This is a genomic window from Marinobacter sp. V34 (assembly GCF_055524115.1).
In genome coordinates this window covers 207,865-229,696 of sequence record NZ_JBUPZY010000006.1, presented here as the reverse complement: position 1 = coordinate 229,696, position 21,832 = coordinate 207,865, and the positions used below count along the sequence as shown (strand labels likewise).

Here is a 21,832-nt window from a genome sequence, read left to right as displayed (position 1 = left end):
ACACAAATCAATGGCTAATGGACAGTTTCGGCAGCGTCACGTGGAAGAAGGACTTGATTTTGGCTTTGAGTGACACCGCCATCTGCGCGATATATTCGCTTCGTTCCTGCGATGCAAGCTTTGTGTAGTAATCAATGTCGATAGTGCCGTGTTCGTTCAGTTTCGGAGCCTGATAGGTCATGGAGCTGTGTCCTGGTTCGATAAGTGAGTATCTTCTACAGGACTTATGATAATGAGTGCGAGGCTCTTGAAAAAGCGATCCTTTCTCATCAGACTGATGAATTAATCTCACCAGTCGAGCAAAGTCATGCGCCACCTGCCACCCCTGAATGCGCTTCGGGTATTTGAATCAGCCGCCAGACACCGCAGCTTTGCCGCAGCTGGCAAGGAACTTTTCGTGACGTCATCGGCGGTCAGTCATCAGGTGAAGACACTTGAAGAATATTTGGGGCTTTCACTGTTTGATCGAAGCAGGCGAACGGTGACGTTGACCCCTGAAGGCGAGCAATATCTCTCATCTGTCAGGCATGCGTTCGATGAGATTGAAATGGCCACCCAACGACTGACCGCGAACCAGGAATCCAACGTGGTCAAGATCAGCGTTGCACCCAACTTTCTAACCCGCTGGCTGATGCCACGCATGGCTCGATTCCAGGCCCTGTACCCGGATATTGAGCTGGAAATTAATGCGTCCATGGGGCTGCTGGATTTCGACCGCACCAGTACCGATATGGCGGTTTATTTCGGGAATGGTGAATGGGACGATATTGAAGTGCATTTCCTGCGCAAAGTTATGCTGGTTCCGGTGTGTAGCCCACTGTTATTGGAGGGTGAGTTGCCGCTGGAAAAGCCTGAAGACTTGGCCAAACACACTCTGATCTATGTCAGCAAACGGAAGTGGGAGTGGGAGAACTGGCTGCAACAATCAGGCGTGGATTTTATATCCGCCCGGGGCAGCCTACAAATGTCCAGCGGGCAACTTGCCACGGCGGCGGCCCAGGAGGGCCTGGGAGTAGCGCTGGCTGATAGCACCCTGACGTCCCGTGAGATCAAATCCGGGAAGTTGGTGGTGCCTTTCGACATCCAGTTGGATACGAATCGGGCCTTCTATCTGGTCTACCGCAAGCAACGCCCGCTGACCATCGGAATGAAAGCCTTCAAGGAGTGGCTGATGAGCGAGATGTAGGGAGCCCTCGGGCCTGGTTCTGGGAGGAAAACCGGGACAGAAACGTCTTAAACTCGGGGCGGCTCAGATGAATGTCCAGGCCAAGACCCGCGTAATCTTATTTCCCTGTTTCATCTCAATTTCCCTTATATCGACTGCACCAAGCTTACGAATCAACTTTTTTGCAGGCTTAACATTGTCGGCTTTTGAAACCAGGCTGGTAAACCAGCGACATTGAGTTGAATACGCCTGGCTTTCTCTTATCAGTTTTTTCAGAAACAGCTGTTCGCCCCCCTTGCACCAAAGCTCTGCTCCCAGCCCGCCAAAATTCAAAGTAGGGGATTCGGATTTTGTTTTTTGTTCACCGCGACTGCGAGCAAGGTTATTGAGCTTTAGCCGGCTACCTTTAATCGCTTCATCGAGCGAGGCATGGAAAGGCGGGTTGCATACGCTGACGTCAAAGAACTCACCCGCCTGGATGATCCCTTCGAACATTTGGTTTTTATCGTGCTGGGTGCGCAGCGTGAAGCGGTCTTTGAGTGTGGGGTTGTTGGTGATGATTGTGGCTACGTTCGCAAGCGACTCCGTACTGATGTCGCTACCGACACACTGCCAGCCGTAAATTTGGCAGGCCAGTAGCGGGTAGATGCCATTGGCTCCCGTCCCTATATCCAGCAGCTTGATGCTGGGCTGATCAAGCCCGGGCAAGTCGGCGATGTAATGGATATAGTCGGCCCTGCCCGGGATTGGAGGGCAAAGCGCCCCGTCCGGAATGTCCCAAGCGACAATGTTGTAGTATCGGTCTAATAACGCGGCGTTGAGATTTTTTACTGCCAATGGGTCTGCGAAATCGATGGAAAGATTGCCATGAGGGTTCGTTTTCACATGAGGAGCTAGTGCCGGGTGGGTTTCTATGAGAGCTGGGAAGTCATAGCCCTGGTTGTGCAGGTTCCTCGGGTGTAGACCCTTGCGAGTAGGCTTTGTGGAAATCGGATCAGAATTATTTTTTTGGTTCATAAACAGGGGGAACCGTGGCTGAGCTATTTTTCGGGGCTTTCGCGTAGGTTCTCTGTGTATATGAATTGCGAACAGGCGTTAACGAAAGTCATCGGATAGCAAAGTTGCATGCTATCACTCAATCGGTTGTTACACATTTCTGCTAGTGACGCATGCACTCCATCTCTTTTTCCTAACCCTGCTGAGACAGATCCTTCATATCCATATAGCACTCGCGTATAGCCCATAATTGCATCAGGTTTCCCGAGGCCTTGTGGCACAAGGCTTGTGGGTGTTTAACCCTAGGTTCCTAACAAACTTATCCACAGATTTTGTGAGTAACGTACGTGGCAATACCGGTTTACCCATGAGCCGGTACTGACCAGAATCCCAGGCCTTACGTTTTTGAACGCCTGCTCACTGATGGGCCAGGGTGTAACGGGAGCCTCCATGAAAGCTGTACTTGATGCCTATCTGAATACTTCGCTGGTGCTGCGCATTGGCATTGCGCTTGTTCTTGGTCTGATTGTAGGACTGGTAGGCGGGCCCGCGGTGGCCGAATGGCTGGACCCTCTGGGGGAACTGTTGCTTCGGTTGCTGAAGTTCCTGGTTGTGCCGATTGTCCTGTTAACCCTGATGGTGGGAATCAATCAGGCCAATCTTGGCAGTATGGGGCGCGTGGGTCGGAAGATGTTGGGTTTCTATGTGCTGACCTCGGCCCTGGCGATCACGGTGGGGTTGGGTGTCGCTTCCGCTTTCGCACCTGGCAGTGGTCTGGAATTGACGTCTTCGGAAAGTGTCGAAGTGCCGGAGAATCCGGGCTTTATCCAGGTACTTCTGAATATTGTTCCCACCAATATTGTTGAGGCATTCGCCGAGCCGAACCTGCTGGGGATTATCTTCACCGCGATTGTTTTTGGTATTGCACTGCTGAAGCTGCGTGAGTCTGAGGCACACGGCGAAATTGCGGAGCGGGTGTATGGCGTGGTTTCCGGCCTGAACGAGGTCACCATGAAGGTGATGGCCGGGGTTCTCCAGTATGTTCCGATTGGTGTGTTTGCGATTGTGGCCAGCACGGCAGGTGAGCAGGGCATGGACACGATAATGGCCCTGGGGGATATGGTCATGGTGTTGTATATCGCCCTGGCGGTACAGCTGGTGGTCTACGGGGTTCTTATGCGTCTTAATGGCGTTAACCTTATGGACTTTGTTCGTGAGGCCCGGGCTCCGGTCGCTACGGCCTTTGCCACCCAGAGCAGCTCCGGAACGCTGCCCCTGACCCTGAACGCGGCGCGGCGTTTGGGTGTTCCCCAGAGTATCTATGGCTTCAGTTTGCCGCTGGGCGCCACCATCAATATGGACGGGGCCGGCATCCGCATTGCCATTTCTGCAGCCTTTGCCGCCAATGTGATAGGGGTGCCCCTGGACTTTGTCACCATGCTGGAAATCGTTCTGATCGGCACCCTGGCCTCCATCGGTACGGCCGGTGTGCCGGGCGCGGGTATTGTGATGATTGCTACGGTGTTTGCCCAGGTGGGCCTGCCCATTGAAACCGTAGCGCTGCTGGTGTCCATCGATGCCCTTGTGGGTATGGGTGCCACGGCCATGAATGTGACCGGGGATCTGGTGTGTACTTCGGTGATTGCCCGTTCCGAGGATAAATATGAGGCGGTAGAGGCAAGCTCAAGTCAGGCGGTGCCGGAGAAACAGTTGTCCTAGGGGGCTGCGAGGCCGGCTCACATTGACGGGGGCTCTTTCATACTAGTCAGCTGAGCGACATAGGCGGTGATAAAGGCCGTTTCCTGAAAGGCCTTCAAACCCGTGTCGGCGAACGCAATGGGCATCGGGTTGGATGCCAGGGTAGACTTGATCAGTGCCGGGAGCAGCATGGTCACCGTAAACTCATTACCGGTGGTCAGCTGAATGGCTGCTTCCATTTTGAAGCTGATGGCACCACCGGCAAATTTGCCTTTTGGCATCCGCTCCTTGATCGCGACACGGGTGACCCCGTATTCGGCCATTAACTCCGCAAAGACCGCCTGGAAACGCTTCAGATCTTCACGGCTATGGTTTTTCGGCAGTGACAGTTTGCGCACCTTGCACTCCGGCAGGTAGAACTGCCCCCTGTCCATATTCAGCAAACACACCACCGCATCGCTGCCCGTCAGCTCAACTCCGCAAACAATCATAGCCATTACCCTCATACTCCGGTTGTCGTTTGCCACGAATGACTTTACCAGCACGCACTCGTTCGATGTGGTTCTCTATGGCGAAGGACGATCATTTTCAGTAGCGTCGAGCCTGACCGTATAGCCACAGGCAGCAGCATACTTATTGAGAGTCCCCCAGCTAGGATTGCTTTTGCCACGCTCAAGCCTGGAAATGTTGCTTTTGTTTGTCCCCAGCTTCTTCGCGACATCTTCCTGTGTAAGACCTGCTTTCGTCCTCATAGTGATCAGCTGATCAATCAGGCTAAACTCTTCCTCGAGAGCATCATACTCTTTGTGAACTTCGGGGTTTTCCAGTGCCTTTTGCTTAAATTCTTTAAAGTTCATAGCTTTCTGACCTCCTTTAAACGCTCTTTGGCGAGCTCCAGGTCTTTCTTTGGTATTTTCTGATCCTTCTTCACAAACACATGCAGGATGACGATTCGTTTACCCTGCATGTAGCAGAAGAGTCCTCTTCCAATTCCCTCTTTGGCCTTTGCGCGGAGCTCGAAAAGCTCATCGCCAAGTGACTTCGTGTGTGGCTCTCCAAGGTTAGCCCCGTGTTTCGCCATCAATTCCACCAACCGGATCATTCGTGCTTGAATCTTGGTCGGCATTCGGGCCAGCTCCTGATCTACTTTCCCGTAGAGTTCAATTTCCCAATCCATGGGTGCTCCTTTTACTTTCTGGTTATCATATACGACAACCTTGGTGGGTGGGAAATATGTTTGAGGAATATACTGATGAAGGCGTACCTATTTAGGTTCGATTGCTTGTTTAAGGTAAGATCAAAAACAGAATCACTGTCTGAGTGAGAGCAAGAAAATGACCCAGCATAAACACGTTGGCAACTCACTTGATGATCTGCTGGAATCTGACGGCACACTTGAGCAGGCGGAAGCTGGGGTGCTGAAGCGGGTCGCGCTTTGGGGATGACTTGGACTTTGCAGGCCGGTGAGACTAACGGGTCTCCAGCACGGCTTGAGTGAGGAGAGGAGATGCCGATATCGCAGGTTTTTCCGACATTCTGTCATTCATCCCAAACGACAGATATAACTGATTTTCTGCCATGCTGCCGGAAGGTGCCTTTCTAGCAAGCTTTTACAATTGACTACATTTCCCTCTTTCATTTCTTTTCTTTAAAAACATAAACTTGCGCCGCAATAAAAAGCAACCTAAATAAGAGGTAGATAATGAAAAAGGCAGCAATTGTTGGAGTAATTGCCACTACGGTTTTGGCTTCTGGCTGTGCTCACCGCGTCGCTGATCTGACGGTCGGCAGTACCAAAAACTACAACATCAATTCAGCGAGTTTTCTGAAAGGTGATCGGGTAACCGGCGAGGATATCGTTCCCGTCGTCCTGTTCCCGCTGGGTATTCCCAATGTCAAGACAGCGGTAGATGATGCTATTGAAAAGGATCGTTGTGCCGTTGGTCTGACTGACCTTGTCAAAACCAGTCTTCAGCAGGCGTTCGTGGTTGGCCGGATAGGGTTCCGTGTGGAGGGGAATCTGATTATCGACGAAGAGATCGATGGTTGCAGCGCAAGCGCATAGCCCCGATTCTTGCACGCCAAATACCCGGACGTTTCTCGGCCGACAGTTTCAGTCGGCCTTTTCAACTCCGAATTCTCAAAGCACGTTTTTGTTGTTCGGCCACAGGGGCCGATGTTTCCTTGGCGAGTAGTTACAAAAATCCTAAGGCGCCGAAACGAAGACTGATTTATGTTTCACATCGGATGGATTTAGGAAGCGAAGCAAGGATGTCTGAGAAATGGATTTGAGCCTGGTCTACCAGCCCCTTTTCACTCTACTCTTGTACCTGTTGCCCCCTGTAATCATCGCAAGCCTGATCAAGTCGCCGTGGTTCAAGGGCAAGTTCGGGGAGTTTGTCGTGAACCTCTCCGCGCGGTGGTTACTGGATAAATCCCGCTACCATCTCATAAAGAACGTTACCCTCCCCACGGAGGACGGCACCACGCAGATCGACCACGTTCTGGTATCGGAATTCGGGGTCTTCGTTGTCGAGACAAAAAAACATCAAGGGCTGGTTTCCGATCGTTACGGTGAAGCGCCCCGTCGGCCAAGCACAGGGTTGAAAGCGTACCGCAGCCCATTCTTCACAGACCTGAAAGCGAGCCCAAAACCGATTCTCGGACGGTGGAACCTGAGCTTTCGTCAAGCGCTGTCATTGAGCGTGTTCATCAACCTTCCTCCGAGTTCCTCTTGGCGCGGCAGGAATGTAACTCCCTGATTGCTGCTGCTATTGGTAGCTCGGATCGGCGCCTTCTTAGAGATAGGGATAAGGCGTGTGCTCGGTATAAGGTTTTGCGAGGGGAAGAGCATTGAATCAAAAAGGATTACTCACCGCATGGAACGACGCCAAGGGCTTCGGCTTCATTACGCCGCAGGGCGGCGGTGAGCGGGTCTTTGCCCATATCAGCAGTTACGCAGGCCGTGGCCGGCCGGCTTCCAATCGCAAGGTGACTTACAGCCTTACGAAGGACGGTCAGGGCCGGCTAAGGGCAGGGCGGTTCCAGTACGCCGGAGCAGCAAAGGTTGGTGCCAGCATTGCGCCGGGAGTCTGGGCGGCTGCGGCTGCTGTGCTGGCATTGTTTGCCACGCTGGCGGGCCTGTTTCATCGAGGTTATCTGCCGGTCTCGATCCTTGCTGCCTACGGTGGGGTGAGCCTGGTGCTGTTTGTGATGTACTGGATCGATAAGCGGGCGGCGCAACGGGGTGCTCAACGAACCGCAGAGAAAACGCTGCATCTGTTCGAGCTTTGCTGTGGTTGGCCCGGTGCGCTTTTGGCTCAGCAGGTTTTTCGCCATAAGACGCGTAAGGGCAGCTATCAGTTTGTTTTCTGGCTGGCGGTGATGGCCAATCTGGGTGCTCTGGGGTGGCTGCTGCTGGCCCCGGAGGCGATGAGTTGGCGTCAACAATGGGGCTTTGATTTGTCGAAGTCTTTGCAGCCGCTTATCTGGTAGCACGAAGCATGCAAATCAGCGTCATCGCAGACACCCACAGCAACTACGTCCCTAAGCCCTGGAGGTATTGAAAGGCTCGGATTTGATCCTTCACGCCGGAAACCTCACGTAATAGGGGCTTGCTGCAGAGCTTTTTCGATTTGGGCAGATTCGATGATGACCAGCGAGTCTGGCAGGCCGGCTCTTTCCGGGTTGTTCATTACATCGGTATAAAAGCGGTCCACATACCTGAATGACGCAACCTTGCAATGAGAGCTTTGGGTCCACTTGCTGTGATCGGCCACCAGTAAGCGGGTTCGGGTGTTGGCGATGATGGCTCGGCTGACTTCCGCCTCCCGGATGTCGTAGTCCATCAAGCCATGCTGTGGGTCCATACTGCCGGTGCTGATGATGCCGAAGTCGGTGAGGAAGGAGCCAAAGAAGCTGGTGACTTCCGGCCCGACCACATCATGGTGGTTGTGCCGGTACTGGCCACCAGAAACAATGACGTCAATGCCTGGATTTCCTGAGAGTGCCGAGGCCACACTCAAGTTGTTGGTCAGGATGCGCAGTGACTGGTGATGGATCAGGGCCTGCGCCACCAGTTCGACGGTGCTGCCTACACCCAGGCTGACGGTGGCGCCTTCAGGAATATCCGCGGCGATTCGCTGGGCTAACTGCTTCTTGGCGGCAAAATGGCGTACTTTCCTGTTTTGGGCCGGAGGAGTCGAGGTTCTGGGAGGCAGGCTGACGCCGCCGTAACGACGGCGTAGCAAGCCCTGTTCGCATAGTTTGTTGATGTCTCGCCGGATGGTCTGGGTGGTGACACCAAAGCGCTGAGCGATGTCTTCCACTTCGACATGCTTCTGTTCATGCACCCATTTCAGAATGCTTTGCTGCCTATCAATGGCGCCCATTTGACTAGATACCCGCCCTGTTTAGTAACTTGGCCCCACCCAATGATTTGGGCGGGGCTGAGTCAGGGTTAGATGACTTTCTTCCGCAGGGCGCTTGTCAGAGCCTCGCCCAGAATAACCAACACAACAATGGCCAGCAGAATGGTGGCGACCGTCTGCCATTCGAAAAGGTCAATGGAGCCCTGCAGCAATACCCCGATGCCGCCGGCGCCCACCAGGCCCAGAACTGTGGATTCCCGAATGTTGATGTCCCAGCGCAGTATGATGATGGCGAAGAACGCCGGCATCACCTGGGGCACAATCGCGTAAAGCACCACCTTCAGCTTACCGGCGCCGGTGGCCTGCATGGCCTCCACTGGGCGGCGATCGATTTCCTCGATGGCCTCACCCATTAATTTCCCGATGAAGCCAATCGACCGGAACATCACCGCAAGAATCCCCGCTAGTACACCGGGGCCGAAAATCGCGACAAATAACAGTGCCCAGATGATGGTGTTTACCGAGCGGCTGGACACCAGGATAAACCGGCCCAGCCATAGGGTGGCCTTGTTGGGTGTGGTGTTCTGCGCCGCAATGTAGGACACCGGCAGGGCGATGAAAATGGTCAGCATCGTAGACAGGGTGGCAATGTGCACCGTTTCCAGCATTGCCGCGAAAATGGCGTTCCAGGTGCTGAACTCCGGTGGCCACATGCGTGCGCCCAGGTTCTGGATCTGGTTGGGAGCGTCCCACACCCAGGGCCAGAAAATGTCGATGTCACGCACCGCCCAGACGATGGCTATCAGGGTCAACAGATAGATCCCGTAGCGGGTCCACTGTTCCTTCCGGTCGTATCGGGACCAGACACGGTCGGTCAGTTTTTCAGCGTGATCTACCATACTTTCTTCCTCACCCATCCGCTGATGCCTTCGCTGATCAGAATGATGCCAATGATCATCAGCAGAATGGCAAAGGCGAAATCGTAATCGTAACGTCCGAACGCATTCATTAGCGTGCCGCCGATACCACCCGCCCCAACAATGCCAACCACTGCGGAGGCACGAAGGTTGCTGTCGAGCTGGTACATGGACAGCCCGATCTGGCGCGGCATGATCTGAGGAAATACGCCGTAGATCAGCATTTTCATATAACCGGCACCAACGGAGCGCATGGCTTCCACCTGGCCCCAGTCAATTTCTTCAATTTCCTCGGCCAGCAACTTGGCCACAAATCCGATGGAATAGAGGACCAGGGTCAGAATACCTGCCACGGGGCCAAACCCGACCGCAGCCACAAACAGGATGGCGACGATGACCGGGTGGAAGCTGCGGGAGATGATGATAATGGCGCGTCCCAGCAGATAGACGGGTTTCGGAGCCACGTTCTTGGCGGCCATCACCGCGATGGGAATCGACAGGAAAACCCCCAGCAGTGTCGCCAGAAACGCAATCTGGAAGCTTTCTTTGAACCCGGTCCATAGCAACCCGGCACGTTCAAAGCTTGGGGGGAAGGCACCCCCGAAAATTTTGGCGGCACGAGGCAGACCCTCGGAAATTCGCTCCCAGTCAAAGGGCAGCGTTGAGAAAGCCCAGTAAAGGTAGGTCAGGGTGACTGCAATCAAGCCATAGCGAACCCAGGGGTTGGCGATGAACGGAGGCTTCTTCCAGACCCTGCCCGACGTTATGCCGGTTGCAGTTCTGCTGGTGGTCATGCGGTCGCCTCCTGCGTCTGGGCTGTTGCATCACCGGTATCCTCTTCCGGTGACTCAATGCCGCCGTATATGGCGTCCAGAGCGTCCTGATTGAAGTCTTTGGGTTCGCCATCAAAAATCATCTGGCCGTGGCGCATGCCCACAATGCGGTCCGTATACATTCGTGCCTGGGTAACGTTGTGGATATTAATCAGCACCGGCAGTGACATTTCGCTGGCGAGGGTTTGCAACAGGCTCATGATTTGCTGTGAGGTTTTGGGATCAAGCGAGGCGGTTGGTTCATCCGCCAGGAGAATTTCAGGTTCCTGCATCAGCGCCCTCACAACGGCCACCCGCTGACGTTCCCCCCCTGACAGCTGATCGGCGCGTTTGTTGGCATAGTGGGCAATGCCCACCCGTTCCATTAAATGGAAGGCGCGGTCGATGTCTGATTGAGGGAAGCGGCGGGTCAGGGCCTGAAACAGCGATACATAGCCAAGACGCCCGGACAGAACGTTCTCCATGACGGTTAAACGATCAATCAGGTTAAAACCCTGAAAAACCATGCCGATGCGCCGGCGGGAATGGCGCAGGTCGCTGCCGCGAAGATTGACCAGTTGGTGGCCGTTCAGCTTGATCGAACCCGATGTGGGTTCAACCAACCGGTTGATGCAGCGCAACAGGGTGCTTTTGCCCGCACCTGACGCGCCCACAATGGAAACGACGCTGCTGCCTTCAACGGCCAGGTCGAGTCCTTTGAGCACCGGCTCGTTATGCCCGTATCGCTTTACCAGGTTGGTGATCTCTAACATGTGCTTTGCTCCGGCCGGAGCTTCCAGCCAAGGGCCGGAAGCTCCCGTGTTTCCTATTTGAGATTGTCAGGCGTGTACTGAACGCCGTTGGACGCCTGGATCGTGCGGATAACGCGCCAGTTGTCTTTGTAGTTGATGGGGATGAAGGTTTCGACGCCTTCAAACTCCTCGCCCAGTTCGGTGCCGGTGAACTTGAAGCTGTAGAAGGCTTCGCGAATTTTCTCGACCAGCTCGGGATGCAGGTTATGAGCGTGATTGTAAGAGGTGGTCGGGAACCGTTCGGATTCCCACACCAGCCGCACTTCCTCTTCGTCGTAGAGACCGCGAGCTGCCATGCGTTCGACGACTTCCGAAGCCACCGGGGCTGCATCGTAATCCTTGGCGACCACACCGAGCATGGACTGGTCATGGCTGCCGGAGAAGGTGATTTCGTAATCATCGCCTGGCACTACGCCCATTTCCGGGAACAGGGCTCGGGGTGCCTGGTTGCCAGAGTTCGAGGTGGGTGAGGTGTGTGCGACACGCTTGCCCTTCAAATCAGTCAGTTCATGAATGTCAGAATCACTGTGGGTATAGACCTGCAGCGAATAACCGAACTGCCCTGAGTCCGACCCCATCAAGGCGAAGGGGACTGCACCGGCGAGATTAACCGCGAACGGCGTCGGGCCGGTGGAAAAGCCTGCCACATGCAAACGGCCACTGCGCATGGCTTCCACTTGGGCCGCGTTGGATTGCACAGCGAAGAAGCGAACGTCCTTGCCGGTGACTTCGGACAGATGATCAATGAAGGGCTGCCAGATGTCGGAATAGATGGCGGGATCTTCAACTGGCGTATAGGCAAAAATCAGGGTATCGGGATTCACCCACTCTGATTCATTCGACGGCCGGTCAGCGACCATGTCGCCGTTCTCATCGCAGTACTTGGCATCCAGTGAACCTCGTTTGCAATCAGCAAAGGTCTGACCGCTAAAACTCACCAATAACGCGGATGCCGCCAGAGTGACAGACGGCAAGATTCCGGAAAACACTTTCTTAGACAGGTCCATTTTTGTTCTCCATTGTTTGAGCGGCCCGTGCATAAGGTTTCTCGGCCTTGCATTGAACATCGCGGAGGGGCCAGCTCATTTAACTGTTGTTTGTTGATGTTCAATTGAACATTGAGCTTAGCAGCGTGAAACAATTAGGCAAGGCCATTAACGTCTGCGTAGTGAGCCGAGAGCAAACATTTCAGCGTTTGGAGTGTCATCGAAATAGTGTATGCGGTCAGTATTCAATTGAATGTCTGGGGGAGTAGGCAAATCTCGCGGCTGGGGGCTGATCGTAGACGTACCGCTGAATCATTTCCGAAAACTCGATGAATCTGCCGTCATCGTCAGTGGGTGAGTCGAACGACTGACCACGCGTTAAGTTCAAGGACCCCTAACCCAGCGACAACAACGGTAAGGTCGTATTCCTCCATTATTTTCAATGTGCTTGTCAGTTCCATGTTGTACAGCTCTTCCAAAAAAGAGTTGATTCACGAGTCTGCTATGCTCTCACCGTAGGTTAGTAGATTGATGTTCGCCACAGGCGGGTCACGGAGACTCTTACGCTGATACCAAAATGAGTACCGAACAAGGCGATGACGCGAATGAAAAACAATGCGATATGGTGGCTTTTGGCTGTTGCTCTCGCGTTTTCCAGCCTGGGCGTTGCGCAGACATCGCAAGACAAAGAGACGCGATGGTTTTCTATTGATGCCTTGAATGCCGGGCTCGAGGCGCCCCCCGAGGCGGTCAAACGACTGACACCACGCGATGCGGTGCGTAGCTTTCTCAGGCTCACCAAACAGAAGGATTTCGCCGCGGCGGCACACATTCTAAATCTATCCGAGCTGAGTGCTACAGAACAGCGCGAGGAGGGCGGCGAGTTAGCCAGGCAGCTGGCCGCAGTTCTCAGGCGTGGCGAATGGATCAATCCCTCCAACTTGTCCGGGCGACGGGATGCCGCCGTCGAAGATTTGTCAGGGCAGAATCCTCAAGCGGGGAAACCAAGACGCAACCTCCTGATCGCATCCCTTCGTGCCGAAGGACAAACCTATGATATTCGTCTTGCCCGTTATCGGGTGGGCGACGAGGACGCTGTCTGGTTGATCACCCCGGACAGTCTGTCCCCAGTCCATTGGTTGTATGAACAATTTGGCCCCTCCTGGCTGGAAGAACATGTGCCGCAACGTTTCAAGTCAACGTTCGGCATGCTCCAGATTTGGGAGTGGATCGCTATTCCGATTTTCCTGCTGGCGACGGGGTGGATGGGGTGGCTTGTCCATCGCTTGGTAGGTCTGTCGGCACGATGGTTGCCTTCCGGCTTGCCCAGTATTTTTGCTGGTCAGATCAAGACACCCACGGCGTTCGTCGCCATGACGCTCGTTGCCCAGACTCTGCTCAACTACGTGGTGTCTTTCTCGGCCGTGGCGACGACGTCTTTCCGCATACTACTGATCACCATCCTGGCGTGGGGTATCGGTATGATCGCGCTGCGTTTCGTGGACGTCATCCTGCTGGAGCTGAGGCGACGCCTGGTAGGAGATATCGATGACACCAAAACCGGGGATGAGCGAAAGTTGTTGACGTCTCTCTATGCGTTGCGTCGCGGCATCATCCTGATAACGGTTGTCGCGGTCAGCATCTACATACTTTCGCAAATCGAGCTGTTCGAAACGCTGGGGCTGACTCTTCTGGCGTCGGCCAGTATTCTGACGGTCCTCTTGGGTATTGCCGGTCAGGCAGTGCTGGGCAACATCCTCTCTTCGTTTCAAGTGTCGCTCGCCAAGCCCATACGAATTGGTGACCTGGTTATCTTCGAGGATCGGTGGTGTTATGTGGAGGGCATCTTTTATACGTTCATTCGCCTGAGAACCTGGGATGAACGCCGTTTGATTGTACCGGTCCAGTACTTCACCTCCAAGCCCTTCGAAAACCTGTCGGTAAAGACTGCCAAGATGTACAGGATGATAGAGCTGACGCTTCACCTGAACGCCGACATTGAATGCCTGAGGGAGAAGTTCAAGGAGTTCGCCGAGGCAGAAAAAAACGTCATCGAGCACCACAAGCTTTCGTGCTATGTCACTGCTCAGACCGAGTCGGGCCAGAAGGTCACTTTCTACCTTATGACCTCTGAACCCTTTGCGGGCTGGGAAGCAGAAATGAATGTCCGTGAGAAGTTGATGAGCTTTATCCGCGACAATCACCCCGAATGGTGGCCGAGAGAGGTGGTGGTCTCCAGCCCCTACGATATTACAAGTGTCGGGAGCGAGGCCAACCGTTCGGCCTCGCTCCCGACGACCGTGACTGAGCACCTTGACCCTGGCGATTCAACTTGATTGATCGTTTACTCATCGGGGTTGTATTCAAGGATGTCGCCCGGCTGGCACTCCAGTATTCGACATATCTCTTCCAGCGTTGAAAAGCGTACGCCTTTCACTTTGCCGGTGCGTAGTAGTGACAGGTTCTGTTCGGTAATGCCGATCTCAATGGCAAGTTCTTTGCCTCGAATTTTTCGCTTGGCGAGCAGATCACTCATCACCCACAGAATCATGGCCAGTACGATCACTTTGAATTGTCGAAGTAACCTAGTTCACTCGATAGAACGGACGATCAAAATCGAGACTGGTTGGCCGCTGTGCTGGCGAACTGGCTGTGCCTTCTCCTGTATAGAAAACATTGTTGTTGATGTAAACGACATTGTACTCGTCGATCTGGAAGTTCGCGCCATTGAACTGAGTCACATGAGACGTGAGTTCGGTAGCGGTTAGGCCGGACCCGAGTAACACATCTTCACCCAGTGTGAAGTTGCCTGATGAGGTAGGATTTGGAGCCCCCGGTAGCGGGGTCGTGCAAGCGCTATCGAGGTAGTTCTCAATACTCGTGGCGAATGCGCTGCGGGTGAAAGAGATCGTTACGATATCGTAGTGTGCTTCGCCCTCCACGGGCCCGCATGGTTTCTTCCAGGTGCCCTCGAGTACCGTGACTTGCTCGGGTGGCGTCACGGGGCTGTTATCGTCGTTCCCATCAGACGATCCTGGATCGGGAGTGGTATTCTCGTTGGCTTTTTCCAGGTCGCTCCCGCTACCGCCGCCTCCGCAACCGGCCATTAATGTCGATATAAAGGTGCACGCTAAAATCCTTTTCATTGTTCTGTTCCCTTACAATGCTATCTAAATGGAATGTGGTTATATCATTATTGCATAAGGTGGGTGGCCGCGATAGACCAGGCTCTTTGGAGAGGGCGGCTCTTTCTCCTGTTTACCAGATTGCGCTGAGGTGTTCCGGTTGCGGGTTTCTGGAGTCAGCGCCGCTGCTGGCTATAATGGCCGACTTCCAACCGTTGCAGAAAACGTTACGTCAATCGAAAAGATTAACTGGAGAGGCGCTTTTGTGAATAGGTTTCATGTGCTGGTGATTCCATTGCTGTCGTTAATTGCCGGCTGTACCAACATGGCCGGCGATGTCGCCAGAACCATTCATCCGGCGTCGTCTGCTCTGGACGAAAACACGCTGTTTTCCGTTGCCAGCGAGTTCTTCATTGCGGCGGGCTACGAATGCGATGCCACGCATGAGCCCAGTGCGCTTCGGTGTGCCAAAGAACTTCGCGATCTTTATATTCACCAGACCCAAGCGGTGGTGCAGATTTATCCCGGCGACGATGCGGCGTATCCCCATACTTTGGTGACGTCGCGATGGGATGAAGGACTGATTCCGGGTGAGTTTGTTTCCAGTGAGTTCAAAAATACCGATGTGACGGCGTTTTGCGAGTACCTGCAGGCGCAGGCGTTGGGGAGTTGCCGATTGTTGACTGGACAACGCACTGACCGGAGGCCGGAATGATCAAGCCGAGCTGCTACAGCTGTCGGAAGAAATTTGCCCCATCCGAGCTCAGGCTTTCCTACTCAAAAAACTACTGTGAGGGCTGCGGCGTTGGGTTGTTTGGTGAGGATTATTTTCGTTTCGCCAGAAAGCCCGCTCCAACGACTCGAGCGAACCTGGCGGTTCATGTAGCCACGCTTTCTGTCGTGGTCGCCGGCTTGGCGTTGTGGCTTCTGGTGGGTAGTTCGTGATTGCTCGAGTCCACTCGTAGAAACCCTGAAAACTCTCATTGAGTTCCGTGATAATCGCATGTACGTAAAACACATTTGCAGCCACGCCGAATTCAAGCTGCGGCCTTACCAGCAGGAAGCCGTCGACGCCACGCTGAACCATTTCCGAAATTCCGACGAGTCAGCGGTGATCGTGCTGCCAACTGGCGCCGGAAAAAGCCTGGTCATTGCCGAGCTGGCCCGTCTGGCCAAGCGTAAGATTCTGGTGCTGACCCACGTTAAAGAGCTTGTGGAGCAGAACCACGCCAAATACCAGAGTTATGGGTTAGAAGGCGGCATCTTCTCCGCTGGGCTGAAGCGCAAGGAAAGCCACCACCAGGTGACTTTCGCCAGTGTGCAGTCGGTATCGGCGAATCTGGATCAGTTCCGGGATGAATACTCGTTGGTCATCATCGATGAATGCCATCGGGTCAGTGGTGATGAAACCAGTCAGTATCAACGGATTATCGAGTTGCTACGGCAACAGAATGACGCCCTCAAAGTGCTCGGGCTGACCGCTACGCCCTACCGCCTGGCCATGGGCTGGATCTATCGCTATCACTACCGGGGTTTTGTTCGCGGTTCGGGTGACGAGCAGAGCAAGCCCTTCCGGCATTGTATCTATGAGTTGCCGTTGAGCTACATGATCAACCGGGGCTATCTCACCCGGCCTGAGTTGGTAAATGCGGCGGTGGCGCAATACGATTTCTCCGCGCTGGCTCAGGATCGCTTTGGCGAATACGCCGAGAAGGACGTCAACCAGCTGCTGAGCAAACACAAGCGTGTGACCCGTGCCATCATTGAGCAGGTGGTGGAACTGGCCGTTGAGCGCAAGGGGGTGATGATCTTTGCGGCAACGGTGGACCATGCGCGGGAGATCACCGGGTATCTGCCGGAACTCCAGACCGCACTAGTGACTGGCGCGACCGATTCGAATGAACGGGCGTTGCTGATTCGGCGCTTCAAACAGCGGCAATTGAAGTATCTGGTGAATGTGTCGGTGCTCACCACGGGTTTTGATGCGCCCCATGTGGATGTTATCGCCATTCTTCGTCCGACCCAGTCGGTGAGCCTGTATCAGCAGATTGTGGGCCGGGGGCTTCGCTTGGACGAGGGCAAGCAGGATTGCCTGGTGATTGATTACGCGGGCAACCATGTGAATCTGCATCACCCGGAGGTAGGGGAGCCAAAACCGAACCCTGACAGTGAACCGGTGCAAGTGTTCTGCCCGGGCTGTGGGTTTGCCAATATCTTCTGGGGCAAAACCGATAGTGAAGGCCGTGTTATCGAACACTACGGGCGCCGTTGCCAAGGGCTTCTGGGGGCCGCGGAAGGGGTTGAACCCGCCGCGCAGAACGGGCGCCTGCAACAGTGCGATTACCGTTTCCGTTTCAAGGAGTGCTCGCATTGCGGTGGCGAGAATGATATCGCGGCCCGGAACTGCCACCAGTGCCACAAAGCCATCATTGATCCCGACGATCAGCTACGGGATGCGCTGAAACTCAAGGATGCCATGGTGATCCGTTGCGCCGGGATTACGCTGAGTGTTGATGGCAGCAAACTGAGGACCACCTATCACGGTGAAGATGGGGAGGAACTCAGGGAGTCGTTTGATTTCAGTAAACCGGCGCAGCGCACCGTCTTTAACAAGCTGTTCGGGCGGCGTTTCGCAAATGGCCAGGCTCCGAAACAATTCAGCAGGACGCATGAGGTGCTTGAGATGCAGGCCCTGATGCCGGCACCGGATTTTGTCATTGCCCGCAAGCAGAAGCACTGCTGGCAGGTGCAGGAACGGATTTTTGATTATCAGGGGCATCATCGTAAGGCGAACGAGGCGTGAGGGCCGGTGTTCCGCTCCTGCAGTTAACGCCGCTGCCGGCTATAATGACCTACCATTTATCTTTGCAGAGAACTCTATGCCAATCGAAAAGAATCAGGTCGTCTTGTTCCACTACAGCGTCAGTGATGACCAGGGCAACGAAGTTGAAAATTCCCGTGGCGGAGAGCCGAACGCCTACCTGCATGGTCACGGCGGCATTATCCAAGGCCTGGAAGAAGCTTTGGAAGGTCGCGAGGCCGGCGATACGTTCAGCGTCACTGTCACTCCGGAAAAAGCCTATGGTCCGCGCAAGGCCGATGCCGTGCAGCGCGTGCCGATCAAGCATTTGATGGGTGCCAAGCGCTGGAAGTCGGGCATGATCGCTCAGGTGCAAACCGAGCAGGGCCCGCGCCATGTGATCGTCGCCAAGGTCGGTCACAAGTTTGCCGATGTCGACACCAACCATCCGATGGCCGGTAAAACGCTGACCTTTGATATCGAAGTCATCGAAGTACGCGCCGCCGATGCGGAAGAGCTATCGCACGGCCATGCGCATGGGCCGGGTGGGCATCATTAAGGAATTAGAGAGGCGTTTCTTGCCAACGTGAAAATGGGGTTCCGCGGCAAGGGCGGCAAGGTTTTCCCATTTCGGATATCATGGACGTTTAAAGTTGGTGTATATGCCAACAGTCACGTGGAGAGCACAATGAGCAAGAAGCCCGAAAAAGTTACGTTAACGTCTGCCACGATTGAGGAGCAGACCGCTGCCTTTTTAAAGTCAGGCGGGGTTGTGGAGTATGTAGGTAAGGGGAAGAGTGGGCAAGAAACCTCTCAGAACCCGAAACAGATTACTCTGAAATAGTCGCTTTTCTGGAGTGCAGTGATTAAAGGATTCATGAAAGCCGTAAATCCAATCCTTGTTTTCTTGCTATTTGTGATCATTGCAAACTCCAGTTATGCAAAGATTTATAAATGGGTTGATGAAAACGGGAAGACCCATTTTAGCGACCGGGAAGACCGCAGCGTTGAACAGGAAGTTATCAACGTAAAGCCTGGTGCGTCGAAGTGGTCGCGTTTTGACATCAAGATTAAAGCCGTCGATGTAGAGCTGAGTGACGAGGAAAACCAGCAGATTGTTGACGGCGTGAACAATGTATACGAGTTTTTTGATCGTGTGATGTCCTTTGACATGTACAGGACAGTGCCTGTCAATATACTGATTTTTAAGGATAGCACTGAATACCGGAACTACCTTGTTCGCAAGAACCAGGGCTTGGCGGTTGCGTCGTACGGCCTGTATATACCTTCAGAACATCAGATAGTTGTCTATGTGCAGGAATACAGAAACCGCACTTTCGAAACGATCAAGCACGAGGTGAGTCACGCGGTGGTCGATACCATCGTTCCCTATGCGCCTGTCTGGTTAAATGAGGGGCTTGCCGAGCAGATGGAGATGTTGAAGCGTGATGAGTCGGGTTTGTATTTTGATCGTCACGAGGAAAATCAGTGGGTTGTCGCCCGAGCCCGGGAACAGGGCCGTTTAACGGGAATCTCACAGTTTCTGAAAATATCCAGCAATAAATGGCGCCATTCTGATCTGTCGGGGCACGGAAGCCTGCGGGCCCAGTCTGGCCAATTTCTCAGTTTCCTGCTCTCCAAACCGACCCGCCGCAACTTTGTGGTGCGGCTGATGCACAACTTCAACCGGGGTGACCGAACCCTCGCGTATTATCTGGTGGATGATAATTACATTGGCGGGGTAAATATGTTGGATTTGGATTGGCGGCGCTGGCTACACGAACAGGGTACAGGGGTGACCAGGCTTTAGCCTTCCTCTCTTCAACCAAATGATCGCCGATATTCCCCTGGTGTCATGTTTGTTATCCGTTTGAAGCTGCGGCGCAGGCTGGTGTCATCGGCGAAGCCCAGTTCGTCACTGATGCGGTATATCGACTTGTTGGTGCTGATCAGTTGCTCGCTTATCTGATTGAGCTTTATCAACCGCATGAGTTGGGCACTGTTGTAGCCGGTTTTGCTGACAATTTTCCGGCTGAGGGTGCGTTGTGTGATGTGCAGATGCTCCGCGAGTGCGGCGGTCTGTAGGCCTGTGTAGGGCGTTTGCTCCACCCACTGAAATACGTCGCGTATGAAGGGCTCTTTTTGCAGGAGTTCGGGTAACTCCTGAAAGGGCGTGTTGCGTTCAATGGGGCGTGGCAGAACCATGTACTGTTGAATGTCTTTGGCGACCTCTTTGCCGCATTGCTGTTCAATCAGTGCTAGCGCTATTGGTAGGTGTCCGTTAACCCCAGCTGCCGTGGCGTTGCCGTCATCCATCACGAAGGTGCGATTGAGTTGCCATTGCACACTGGGAAACTGCTCGCGAATAACGTCCAATAACCACCAGGTAGTGGTGGCGGTGTGTTGGTTCAGTTTGCCGGAACGAGCCGCCAGATACACACCTGTGCAGTAGCTCAGTATGTCAGTTCTTCTACCCTGCTTGTTCTTGGACGGCTCTACGAGTGTTTTTAGAGCGTGAACCAGGCTTTCGTCCTTCGGGTTATGGATATTCGATTGGTCACGCCAGGCGCCAGGTATCAGCATCGCGTCTACATCTGCACCTTCCAGATTACTGGCCGTCAATTCGACGCCATTGGCACAGGCTACAGGCTTGCCTTCCTCACTTAGCCAACACCATTCGAATACGGATCTTCCCAGGCGCAAGTTGGCTGCGAGCAGCAGGTCTGAAAAGGCAAACAACCCGGAGGGGATGCAGTCGGGGTAGAGAAGCAAGCCTATCTTCATTGGCGAAAATTGTCTGTTTTATGTCATTTTAAGACATGCTAGCAAGGCTGTGGGGTATCTACAATGGCGCTCTTACTACAGGAGTTCGCCATGAAGATTACTCAGCTACGCAATGCCACTGTGGTCATCGAGGCCAATAACAGGGTTATTCTGCTTGACCCCATGTTGGCACCCCGGGGAGCGATTCCCGCGCTGAAATACTTCACCAGAAGCCGGCGTAGAAATCCGTTGGTGGAATTGCCCGAAGCGACAGGCGCCGTGCTGGAGCGTGTGACGCACTGTTTGATTACCCATTGCCAGAAGGGACATTTCGATCACTTGGACAGAGCCGCGGTGAAGTGGTTGCGCGAGCATCAGGTGCCCATGATCTGTATGGAAGGAGATGCGGATTTCCTGGAACGGAAAGGGTTAAAAGTGTCAGCGCTGGAAGCTTGCAGCAACGAGCAGGCATTCCTGGATGGCACCATAGTGCCCATTCCATGTGTTCACGGCCATGGTGTTGTCGGCAGTATGATGGCCCATGGTCATGGCTTTTTTATTCAGCTTCCTGGTGAACCGTCACTGTACATCGCCGGTGATACGGTTTTGACTGAGGACGTCAAAAGGTGCTTAACGCAGCGCCAACCGGATGTGTCTGTATTACCTGCTGGTGGAGCCCGGTTCGATCTGGGTGGTGACATTATCATGGGTGAAGATGACGTGGTTGCTGCCAGTCACCTCAGTGCAGGAGTTGTTGTCGCCAATCACCTGGAGGCCCTGGATCACTGCCCGGTTAGCCGTGAAGACCTGGCCAGCCGTTGTCGGCGCGAGAAACTTCAGGGAAAGTTGCTGATTCCTGAGGATGGGCAAACACTTACGTTTGCGGTGAACTAGTGGTGCCGGTTTATGGGAATTCCGCTACATCCCGAGTGTCGAATAGACTCAGTTGTGGAATTTGTGGTTCGATGGCGTTCATAAACTCGCGATAAGAGGATTCGATATGCCTCACGTTCGTTTTACCCACTCGCTCGGTTTTTTGGTTTTTGTTGCTATCCTCGTTGCCTCTACTGCTCAGGCTCATCACGGTTGGGCTTGGGCCACGGACGAGGAGTTTGAAATCACCGGCACCATCCAGTCGATGCGCCTTGGTAATCCCCATGGCGAGGTCACGATAGATGTTGATGGTGAGGCATGGGTTGTGGAGGTCGGTCAGCCCTGGCGTAACGACCGTGTCGGGCTCAGCAAAGAGATTTTGAGCGTCGGCCGGGAAGTGACCGTGCACGGTCATCGTTCCGCCAAAGAAGGCGAACGGCTGGTCAAGGCTGAGCGGATTGTGATCGACGGGAACAACTACGATTTGTACCCCGGCCGTGATTCCTGAATCTGGA

The 21,832-nt window shown here is 54.0% G+C and carries 27 protein-coding genes; 14 read left to right on the top strand and 13 right to left on the bottom strand.

What is annotated here, in order from left to right; genetic code table 11:
- Positions 1 to 7 precede the first annotated feature (7 nt).
- A complete protein-coding gene (locus AC0B60_RS12200; RefSeq protein ID WP_465086087.1) occupies positions 8 to 181 on the bottom strand; it encodes an RSP_7527 family protein in 174 nt (57 codons plus the stop codon).
- A gap of 126 nt (positions 182 to 307) precedes the next feature.
- Here AC0B60_RS12200 and gcvA point away from each other — a divergent pair, with 126 nt between their 5' ends.
- A complete protein-coding gene (gene gcvA, locus AC0B60_RS12195) occupies positions 308 to 1,186 on the top strand; it encodes a transcriptional regulator GcvA (RefSeq protein WP_465086086.1) in 879 nt (292 codons plus the stop codon).
- 63 nt (positions 1,187 to 1,249) lie between these two features.
- Here the strand turns inward: gcvA and rlmF are convergent, their stop codons facing one another.
- Positions 1,250 to 2,182: a 23S rRNA (adenine(1618)-N(6))-methyltransferase RlmF gene (rlmF, locus tag AC0B60_RS12190; RefSeq protein ID WP_465086085.1), complete on the bottom strand. Its 933-nt coding sequence runs from the start codon at positions 2,180 to 2,182 to the stop codon at positions 1,250 to 1,252.
- A 429-nt stretch (positions 2,183 to 2,611) separates the two neighbouring features.
- Here rlmF and AC0B60_RS12185 point away from each other — a divergent pair, with 429 nt between their 5' ends.
- Positions 2,612 to 3,880: a dicarboxylate/amino acid:cation symporter gene (locus AC0B60_RS12185; RefSeq protein WP_465086084.1), complete on the top strand. Its 1,269-nt coding sequence runs from the start codon at positions 2,612 to 2,614 to the stop codon at positions 3,878 to 3,880.
- 17 nt (positions 3,881 to 3,897) lie between these two features.
- Here AC0B60_RS12185 and AC0B60_RS12180 read toward each other — a convergent pair whose 3' ends face one another.
- The 3 genes from AC0B60_RS12180 to AC0B60_RS12170 form a co-directional block, all read right to left on the bottom strand.
- Positions 3,898 to 4,350, bottom strand: coding sequence for a DUF3010 family protein (locus AC0B60_RS12180; RefSeq protein ID WP_465086143.1), 453 nt, complete (start codon positions 4,348 to 4,350; stop codon positions 3,898 to 3,900).
- 75 nt (positions 4,351 to 4,425) lie between these two features.
- Positions 4,426 to 4,716 carry a helix-turn-helix domain-containing protein gene (locus AC0B60_RS12175; protein ID WP_465086083.1) on the bottom strand — a complete coding sequence of 97 codons (291 nt, stop codon included), beginning with the start codon at positions 4,714 to 4,716 and terminating at the stop codon, positions 4,426 to 4,428.
- Positions 4,713 to 5,036 (bottom strand): type II toxin-antitoxin system RelE/ParE family toxin, encoded by a 324-nt coding sequence (locus AC0B60_RS12170; RefSeq protein ID WP_465086082.1) that lies wholly within the window; start codon positions 5,034 to 5,036, stop codon positions 4,713 to 4,715. Before AC0B60_RS12170 ends, AC0B60_RS12175 begins: the two co-directional genes overlap by 4 nt.
- A 525-nt stretch (positions 5,037 to 5,561) precedes the next feature.
- Between AC0B60_RS12170 and AC0B60_RS12165 the strand changes: the two genes are divergently transcribed.
- The 3 genes from AC0B60_RS12165 (at position 5,562) to AC0B60_RS12155 (ending at position 7,354) form a co-directional block, all read left to right on the top strand.
- Entirely contained in the window at positions 5,562 to 5,924 is a 363-nt protein-coding gene (locus tag AC0B60_RS12165) for a hypothetical protein (RefSeq protein WP_465086081.1), read from the top strand.
- A 217-nt stretch (positions 5,925 to 6,141) separates the two neighbouring features.
- Positions 6,142 to 6,621 (top strand): nuclease-related domain-containing protein, encoded by a 480-nt coding sequence (locus AC0B60_RS12160; RefSeq protein WP_465086080.1) that lies wholly within the window; start codon positions 6,142 to 6,144, stop codon positions 6,619 to 6,621.
- A gap of 91 nt (positions 6,622 to 6,712) precedes the next feature.
- Positions 6,713 to 7,354, top strand: coding sequence for a DUF1294 domain-containing protein (locus AC0B60_RS12155; RefSeq protein ID WP_465086079.1), 642 nt, complete (start codon positions 6,713 to 6,715; stop codon positions 7,352 to 7,354).
- A gap of 104 nt (positions 7,355 to 7,458) precedes the next feature.
- Here AC0B60_RS12155 and AC0B60_RS12150 read toward each other — a convergent pair whose 3' ends face one another.
- From AC0B60_RS12150 to phnD, 5 genes are all read right to left on the bottom strand, one after another.
- Positions 7,459 to 8,250: a DeoR/GlpR family DNA-binding transcription regulator gene (locus AC0B60_RS12150; protein ID WP_465086078.1), complete on the bottom strand. Its 792-nt coding sequence runs from the start codon at positions 8,248 to 8,250 to the stop codon at positions 7,459 to 7,461.
- Positions 8,251 to 8,318: 68 nt separating this feature from the next.
- Positions 8,319 to 9,128, bottom strand: a complete 810-nt coding sequence (gene phnE / locus AC0B60_RS12145) for a phosphonate ABC transporter, permease protein PhnE (protein ID WP_465086077.1) — start codon at positions 9,126 to 9,128, stop codon at positions 8,319 to 8,321.
- On the bottom strand, positions 9,122 to 9,940 hold the full coding sequence (phnE, locus tag AC0B60_RS12140) for a phosphonate ABC transporter, permease protein PhnE (RefSeq protein ID WP_465086076.1): 819 nt from the start codon (positions 9,938 to 9,940) through the stop codon (positions 9,122 to 9,124). The genes phnE (AC0B60_RS12145) and phnE (AC0B60_RS12140) overlap by 7 nt, the downstream gene beginning before the upstream one ends.
- Positions 9,937 to 10,731 carry a phosphonate ABC transporter ATP-binding protein gene (gene phnC, locus AC0B60_RS12135; RefSeq protein ID WP_465086075.1) on the bottom strand — a complete coding sequence of 265 codons (795 nt, stop codon included), beginning with the start codon at positions 10,729 to 10,731 and terminating at the stop codon, positions 9,937 to 9,939. The genes phnE (AC0B60_RS12140) and phnC overlap by 4 nt, the downstream gene beginning before the upstream one ends.
- Before the next feature lie 53 nt (positions 10,732 to 10,784).
- Positions 10,785 to 11,777 carry a phosphate/phosphite/phosphonate ABC transporter substrate-binding protein gene (gene phnD, locus AC0B60_RS12130; protein ID WP_465086074.1) on the bottom strand — a complete coding sequence of 331 codons (993 nt, stop codon included), beginning with the start codon at positions 11,775 to 11,777 and terminating at the stop codon, positions 10,785 to 10,787.
- Between the two features lie 584 nt (positions 11,778 to 12,361).
- Between phnD and AC0B60_RS12125 the strand changes: the two genes are divergently transcribed.
- A complete protein-coding gene (locus AC0B60_RS12125; protein WP_465086073.1) occupies positions 12,362 to 14,092 on the top strand; it encodes a mechanosensitive ion channel family protein in 1,731 nt (576 codons plus the stop codon).
- A gap of 8 nt (positions 14,093 to 14,100) precedes the next feature.
- Here the strand turns inward: AC0B60_RS12125 and AC0B60_RS12120 are convergent, their stop codons facing one another.
- Entirely contained in the window at positions 14,101 to 14,292 is a 192-nt protein-coding gene (locus AC0B60_RS12120) for a helix-turn-helix domain-containing protein (RefSeq protein WP_465086072.1), read from the bottom strand.
- A 49-nt stretch (positions 14,293 to 14,341) separates the two neighbouring features.
- Positions 14,342 to 14,902 carry a hypothetical protein gene (locus tag AC0B60_RS12115; protein ID WP_465086071.1) on the bottom strand — a complete coding sequence of 187 codons (561 nt, stop codon included), beginning with the start codon at positions 14,900 to 14,902 and terminating at the stop codon, positions 14,342 to 14,344.
- A gap of 244 nt (positions 14,903 to 15,146) precedes the next feature.
- Between AC0B60_RS12115 and AC0B60_RS12110 the strand changes: the two genes are divergently transcribed.
- The 6 genes from AC0B60_RS12110 to AC0B60_RS12085 all read left to right on the top strand — a co-directional run bounded on the left by AC0B60_RS12110 (position 15,147) and on the right by AC0B60_RS12085 (position 19,491).
- Positions 15,147 to 15,596, top strand: a complete 450-nt coding sequence (locus AC0B60_RS12110; protein ID WP_465086070.1) for a hypothetical protein — start codon at positions 15,147 to 15,149, stop codon at positions 15,594 to 15,596.
- A complete protein-coding gene (locus tag AC0B60_RS12105) occupies positions 15,593 to 15,826 on the top strand; it encodes a hypothetical protein (protein ID WP_465086069.1) in 234 nt (77 codons plus the stop codon). The genes AC0B60_RS12110 and AC0B60_RS12105 overlap by 4 nt, the downstream gene beginning before the upstream one ends.
- A 58-nt stretch (positions 15,827 to 15,884) precedes the next feature.
- Positions 15,885 to 17,684 carry a DEAD/DEAH box helicase family protein gene (locus AC0B60_RS12100; protein ID WP_465086068.1) on the top strand — a complete coding sequence of 600 codons (1,800 nt, stop codon included), beginning with the start codon at positions 15,885 to 15,887 and terminating at the stop codon, positions 17,682 to 17,684.
- 76 nt (positions 17,685 to 17,760) lie between these two features.
- Positions 17,761 to 18,240, top strand: coding sequence for an FKBP-type peptidyl-prolyl cis-trans isomerase (locus AC0B60_RS12095; RefSeq protein ID WP_465086067.1), 480 nt, complete (start codon positions 17,761 to 17,763; stop codon positions 18,238 to 18,240).
- Positions 18,241 to 18,273: 33 nt separating this feature from the next.
- Entirely contained in the window at positions 18,274 to 18,525 is a 252-nt protein-coding gene (locus AC0B60_RS12090) for a hypothetical protein (protein ID WP_465086142.1), read from the top strand.
- 18 nt (positions 18,526 to 18,543) lie between these two features.
- Positions 18,544 to 19,491: a DUF4124 domain-containing protein gene (locus AC0B60_RS12085; protein ID WP_465086066.1), complete on the top strand. Its 948-nt coding sequence runs from the start codon at positions 18,544 to 18,546 to the stop codon at positions 19,489 to 19,491.
- A gap of 11 nt (positions 19,492 to 19,502) precedes the next feature.
- Here the strand turns inward: AC0B60_RS12085 and AC0B60_RS12080 are convergent, their stop codons facing one another.
- Positions 19,503 to 20,465: a GlxA family transcriptional regulator gene (locus tag AC0B60_RS12080; RefSeq protein WP_465086065.1), complete on the bottom strand. Its 963-nt coding sequence runs from the start codon at positions 20,463 to 20,465 to the stop codon at positions 19,503 to 19,505.
- Between the two features lie 90 nt (positions 20,466 to 20,555).
- Between AC0B60_RS12080 and AC0B60_RS12075 the strand changes: the two genes are divergently transcribed.
- Together AC0B60_RS12075 and AC0B60_RS12070 are read left to right on the top strand one after the other, a co-directional pair.
- Positions 20,556 to 21,338, top strand: a complete 783-nt coding sequence (locus tag AC0B60_RS12075; RefSeq protein WP_465086064.1) for an MBL fold metallo-hydrolase — start codon at positions 20,556 to 20,558, stop codon at positions 21,336 to 21,338.
- Between the two features lie 106 nt (positions 21,339 to 21,444).
- Positions 21,445 to 21,825 carry a DUF6152 family protein gene (locus AC0B60_RS12070; RefSeq protein WP_465086063.1) on the top strand — a complete coding sequence of 127 codons (381 nt, stop codon included), beginning with the start codon at positions 21,445 to 21,447 and terminating at the stop codon, positions 21,823 to 21,825.
- Positions 21,826 to 21,832 lie beyond the last annotated feature (7 nt).